Source organism: Nocardiopsis trehalosi NBRC 14201 (assembly GCF_001552555.1).
GTDB lineage: Bacteria > Actinomycetota > Actinomycetes > Streptosporangiales > Streptosporangiaceae > Nocardiopsis_B > Nocardiopsis_B trehalosi.
This window is the reverse complement of record NZ_BCRK01000272.1, coordinates 1-5,570: the sequence shown is the minus strand read 5'-3', so window position 1 is coordinate 5,570 and position 5,570 is coordinate 1. Positions and strand designations below refer to the sequence as shown.

At 74.7% G+C, this 5,570-nt stretch carries 5 protein-coding genes; 2 read left to right on the top strand and 3 right to left on the bottom strand.

Annotated features, from left to right (window positions below):
* Nucleotides 1–32: 32 nt before the first annotated feature.
* The 3 genes from codB to NT8_RS26915 form a co-directional block, all read right to left on the bottom strand.
* Nucleotides 33–1,361, bottom strand: a complete 1,329-nt coding sequence (gene codB / locus NT8_RS26925; RefSeq protein WP_217999326.1) for a cytosine permease — start codon at nt 1,359–1,361, stop codon at nt 33–35.
* Complete coding sequence (locus NT8_RS26920; protein WP_067975589.1) at nt 1,358–1,828, bottom strand: nucleoside deaminase; 471 nt, start codon at nt 1,826–1,828, stop codon at nt 1,358–1,360. Before NT8_RS26920 ends, codB begins: the two co-directional genes overlap by 4 nt.
* 167 nt (nt 1,829–1,995) lie before the next feature.
* On the bottom strand, nt 1,996–3,135 hold the full coding sequence (locus NT8_RS26915; RefSeq protein WP_067975585.1) for an Mrp/NBP35 family ATP-binding protein: 1,140 nt from the start codon (nt 3,133–3,135) through the stop codon (nt 1,996–1,998).
* Nucleotides 3,136–3,347: 212 nt separating this feature from the next.
* On the opposite strand from NT8_RS26915, the gene NT8_RS26910 reads away from it, so the two are divergent.
* Both NT8_RS26910 and NT8_RS26905 read left to right on the top strand, forming a co-directional pair.
* A complete protein-coding gene (locus NT8_RS26910; RefSeq protein ID WP_067975582.1) occupies nt 3,348–4,283 on the top strand; it encodes an RNA polymerase sigma-70 factor in 936 nt (311 codons plus the stop codon).
* A gap of 71 nt (nt 4,284–4,354) precedes the next feature.
* The coding region (locus tag NT8_RS26905) for a type II CAAX endopeptidase family protein (protein ID WP_157515993.1) at nt 4,355–5,570 on the top strand (1,216 nt) is incomplete at its 3' end.

Below are 5,570 nucleotides of genomic sequence, written 5' to 3'. Positions count from 1 at the left end.
GCGCCCCACTGCGGGGCGCGCCCGCCGAGGGGTCAGGCGCGGCGGCGGGCGGCGATCGCCAGGGCGCCCGACGCGGCGACGGCGATGCCGACCACGGGCGGGACGAACCAGGCGGCCTCGCTGCTCCACCACGCCGCCGCGACGGCGACGGCGTACACCGCCACCGCGTCCCAGCGCACGCGCGGCAGGCCGCCCGCGGGCACCGCCGGGGCGCCGCGCCCGCGCAGCAGGAAGTCGCCGATGATGACCCCGCCCAGCGGCGGGATGAGGATGCCCAGCCAGGTCAGGTACACCACCAGGTGGTCGTAGATGCCGGTCACCGCGCACGCCGTGCCGAGCACCACGCACGCCAGCACCCACGGCCGGCGCGACCGGGTGTTGAAGATCTCCGCCCCGGCGACACCTACGGCGTAGGCGGCGTTGTCGTTCGTGGTCCAGATGTTCGCGACCAGGAACACCACGCCCCAGGCGACCAGGCCGAGCTGGAACAGGACGAGCACGAAGTCGCCCTCACCGAACGCGAGCGCGCCGATGGCGCCGCAGAACAGCATGAGGAACTGGCCGCCGAAGAACGCGGCCACGCTCGTCCAGAAGCCGGCGGTGGGGGAGCGGGCGAACCGGGTCCAGTTGGGCGCCTGCGTGCCGCCCGACGCGAACGTGCCGACGATGATGGTCACCGCCGCCGTGAGCGGCATGGTCGTGGACGGTTCGACCGCCGCGAGCCCGGCCGCGCCGCCCGCCTCGCCCACCGCCCGCCAGGTCACCCAGCCGGCCAGGACCAGCAGCAGCGGCACCGACACCACCGACAGCCAGTACATCCCGGCGTAGCCGATGTAGGCGGTGACCCCCATGACCGCCCCGGCGGCGACCATGACCAGCTTCTCGCCGACCCCGCCGTCCCAGCCCGCCGCCTGCGCCACGAGCAGGCCGACCGTCGCGATCGAGACCCCGTACCAGCCGATCTGGGTGCCGCCGAGCAGCAGCGACGCGCCCTTGGCCCCGATGGTGCCGAGGGTGTGGCGCGACATCATCACCGTGGTGAGGTTGGTGCGGGCGCCGATCCAGCCGATCGCCCCGACGTACAGCCCCAGCACCAGCGAGCCGAGGAGCAGCACGCCCATGAGCGGGCCGAACCGGAAGGCCGCGCCGACCTGCGCCCCGGCGAGCATGGTCGGGGTGAACAGGGTGAAGCCCACCAGGACCATGAGCAGGGAGAACATGGACTTGCGCGCGTGCGGCGGGACCGGGTCGACCGGGTAGTCGGGGTCGACCGCGCCCGCCGCGTCGGCCGCCTCCACTCCCTCCGCCGGGTCGGCGGCCCGTGCGGCGGCGGTGCCGTCCCCGGGGGGTGCGGCGCTCACTCCGCGCCGTCCTGGCCGATGTCCTCGAACCACAGCTCGGGGCGGGCGGCGATGAAGTCCGTCATCAGCCCCACGCAGCGGGCGTCGTCGAGGAGGACGACCTCGACCCCGTTCTCGGCCAGCCAGTCGTGGCCGCCGTGGAACGTGCGGGCCTCGCCGATGACGACGCGGGAGATGCCGAACTGGCGGACCAGCCCGCTGCAGTACCAGCACGGCGACAGGGTGGTGACCATCGTGGTCCCGGCGTAGGAGCGCTGCCGGCCGGCGGCGCGGAACGCGGCGGTCTCGCCGTGCGCGGAGGGGTCGCCGTCCTGCACGCGGCGGTTGTGCCCGCGGCCGAGCACCCGGCCGTCGGCGCCGATGAGGGCGGCCCCGATGGGCACCCCGCCCTCGTCGCGGCCGGTCTCGGCCTCCTCGACGGCGATGGACAGCCAGCGCTCGTACGGCGCGGCGGCGGATTCGGGCATGGGTGGTTCCCCTTCGGCGGTGCGAAACGTCCAGACGTACGATATGGCCCATTTCTTACCGCTTTGTGAACTCTGTGCTGTTCAGGCCCAGGGGTACACGCCGCGGCGGGCGCGAAAACGGGCCCCTCGCGCGGCGAGGGGCCCGGAAGCGGAGCGGTCCGGCGGGGTCAGCGGCGGGCCGGGCTGATGCCGAGCTGCATGCCCGACAGGCCGCGCGGCTTGCCCACCAGCTCCTCGGCGACCGAGGTCAGGACCCGGCTCGCCTCGGTGTCGGGGTCGGACAGCACCAGCGGCACACCCTCGTCGCCGCCCTCGCGCAGCCGGACGTCGAGCGGCACCTGGCCGAGCAGCGGCACCCGGGCGCCCAGCGCCTGGGTCAGGCCGTCGGCGACGGTCTGCCCGCCGCCCTCGCCGAACAGGTAGGTGCGCTGGTCGCTGCCCGGCGCGATGAAGTACGACATGTTCTCGATGACGCCGGCCACCCGCTGGTGGGTCTGCGCGGAGATGGCGCCCGCGCGCTCGGCGACCTCGGCCGCCGCCTGCTGCGGCGTGGTGACCACCAGGATCTCGGCGTTCGGCAGCAGCTGCGCCACCGAGATGGCGATGTCACCGGTGCCCGGGGGCAGGTCCATCAGCAGCACGTCGAGGTCGCCCCAGAACACGTCGGCGAGGAACTGCTGCAGCGCCCGGTGCAGCATCGGGCCGCGCCACACCACCGGCTGGTTGCCCTGGGTGAACATGCCCACCGAGATGACCTTGATGTCGTGCGCCGACGGCGGCAGGATCATGTCCTCGACCTTGGTGGGGCGGTCGCCCACACCGAGCATGCGCGGCACCGAGTGGCCGTAGATGTCGGCGTCCACCACGCCCACCTTGTGCCCCTGCGCCGCCATGGCCGCCGCCAGGTTCACGGTGACCGACGACTTGCCCACCCCGCCCTTGCCGGAGGCCACGGCGAACACCTTGGTCAGCGAGTTCGGCTTGGCGAAGGGGATCTCCTTCTCGGCCTGGCCGCCGCGCAGCTTGGTCTGCAGCGCCTTGCGCTGCTCGTCGCTCATGACGTCGAGCTCCACGGAGACCCGGGTCACACCGGGCACCTTGGACACGGCCTCGGTGACGTCCTTCTCGATCCGGCCCTTCATGGGGCAGCCGGCCACGGTGAGGAAGACGCCCACGCGCACGCCCCCGGCGTCGTCGATGTCGACGCTCTTGACCATGTCGAGATCGGTGATGGGGCGGTGGATCTCAGGGTCCTGGACGGTCGCCAGGGCCGCGGTCACCTGCTCGGTGGTGGGTGTGGAGGACATGTACTCCATGGTAGTGAAGGCCCGCCACCCTCGGACACGCCGGAGCCCGCCCCCCGGGGCCGCCGCCCCCGGTCGGCGGCCTATTCCCGGTCCGACCGGGGAAGACCGTCACATCCGGGCGACGCCGGGTGTCCTGTGGGCGGCGGCGCCGGCACCGGCGCGGCGACGGCGGACGGCGGCGGGACCGCCGCGGACGGGGAAGGGGTGGCCCGATGGGCACGCTGGGCGGGACCGGCGGACGGGAGTGCGGCGCGGTCGGCGCGGAGGCGTTCGAGCGGTACCGGCGGCTGCTCTTCACCGTCTCCTACGACATGCTGGGCAGCGCCGCCGACGCCGAGGACTGCGTGCAGGAGACCTGGCTGCGGTGGGCGCGGGAGGACCGGTCCGACGTGGCCGACCCGAAGAGCTACCTCGTCCGGATCGTGACGAACGTCACCTTGAACCGGGTGCGGGCGGTGCGCAACCGCCGCGAGTCCTACGTCGGCCCCTGGCTGCCCGAGCCGCTGCTCACCGAGCCCGACGTCGCCGACGAGGTCGAGCGCGCCGACTCCGTCTCGCTCGCCATGCTCGTCGTCCTGGAGACCCTCACGCCCGCCGAGCGGGCCGTGTTCGTCCTGCGCGAGGTGTTCGGCCTGCCGCACGCCGAGATCGCCGACGCCATCGGCCGCAGCGAGGCCGCGGTCCGCCAGCTCGCGCACCGCGCCCGCGAGCACGTGCAGGCCCGCCGCCCCCGCTTCGCCCCCGACTCCGCCGCGCGCCGCCGCGTCACCGCCGGCTTCCTCGCCGCGTGCGCGTCCGGCGACGTCGCCCGGCTCGCCGAACTGCTCACCGAGGACGCCGTCGTCCTCACTGACGGGGGCGGCAAGGCGCGCGCCGCGCTGCGCCCGCTGCACGGCGCCGAGAAGGGCGCGCGCTTCCTCGTCGCGGTCGCCGCCCAGTACGCCGACTGCCGCGTGGAACCCCGCGAGGTCAACGGCGTCCCGGGGTTCGCCATGTTCGACGCCGACGGCCGGCCCCTGGCGGTCGGCGTGGTCGAACTCGACGGCGACCGCATCCGCCAGGTCCTCGTCATCCGCAACCCCGACAAGCTGCACCGGTTCCGGGCGCGGGACGGCGCCGCCGAACCCCCGGGTCCGGGCAGGTCATGACGGCCGCCCCGTTCCCGGCGGCCCGCTCTTAACGCGGCCAATACAACGTCGGCTAGTAATCTCGACAAACGATGAGAAATACGCCGCCGCCACCCGGGTCGTCCTGGTCGCCCGAACCGCAGCGCCGGGACGACTTCGCCCCGGCGCCGTTCGCGCACCAGCAGGAGCAGGTGTGGGCGTGGCCCCCCGGACCCGCAACGGGCGAGGCGCACGCCGCGCAGGCGTGGGCCTGGCCGCCGCCCGCGCCCCCGCGCCGCACCGGCGGCCTGGGCCGCCCCGCGCCCGGCACGCGCTACCACCGCCTGGCGCGCACCCACCGCCACCGCTGGTGGCGGCCGCTGCTCGCCGCGTTCACCGCGGTGGGCCTCATCGTGGTCGTCCAGCTCGTCATGGGGCTGGCCGCGGTCGTCATCGCCGTCGTCAACGGCATGGAGGCCACCGGCGACTCCTTCTTCGGCGCCCCGGTGCCCGACCTCGCCTTCCAGCTGGTCGTCCTCGCCACCATGACCCCGATCGTCGTCTTCACCGCCTGGGCGGTGCAGCGGCGCCCCGTGGGCACCCTGTTCTCCGTCACCGGGCGGCTGCGCTGGGGCTGGCTGGGCACCTGCCTGCTGCTCTCCGTGCCCGCGCTCGTGGTGTCCTTCTCGGCCCTCTACGGCCTGATGCTGGCCGCCGACCCCGGGGCGTCGTTCGTCGGCGAGTTCGCCGGCGGCGGGGGCTTCGCCGCCGCGCTCGTCGTCATCGTGCTGCTCGTCCCCTTCCAGGCGTCGGCCGAGGAGATCGCCCTGCGCGGCTTCGTCATGCAGACCGTCGGCTCCTACGGGGCCGGCGCCGACGAGCCGCGCGGCGACCGCCCCGTCGCCCGCTTCCTGCGCACGCCCGTCCTGGGCATCCTCATCAGCGGCACCGTGTTCACCCTGCTGCACGCCTACGTCGGCTGGGGGCTGCTCGACGTCGCCGTGTTCGGCATCGCCATGGCCTGGCTGACCTGGTACACCGGCGGCCTGGAGGCGGCGATCGCGCTGCACGTCCTGCACAACGTCGTCGCGTTCGGCCTCTCCGCCTACGAGGGCACCCTGGCCGACGCCGGCACCGGCGGCGGCTCCTGGCAGGGCGTGGTGAGCACCGCCATCGAGGTCGGCGTCTTCTGCCTCCTCGTGGTCTACCTGGCCCGCCGCCGGGGGGTGCGCGCCACCGTCCCGGACGACCCCGCCGCCCCGCCCGCCCCCCACCCGGCCGCGCCCGCCGCCCCGGCCGTGCCGCCCGGCCCCGCCTACGGCGGCCCGA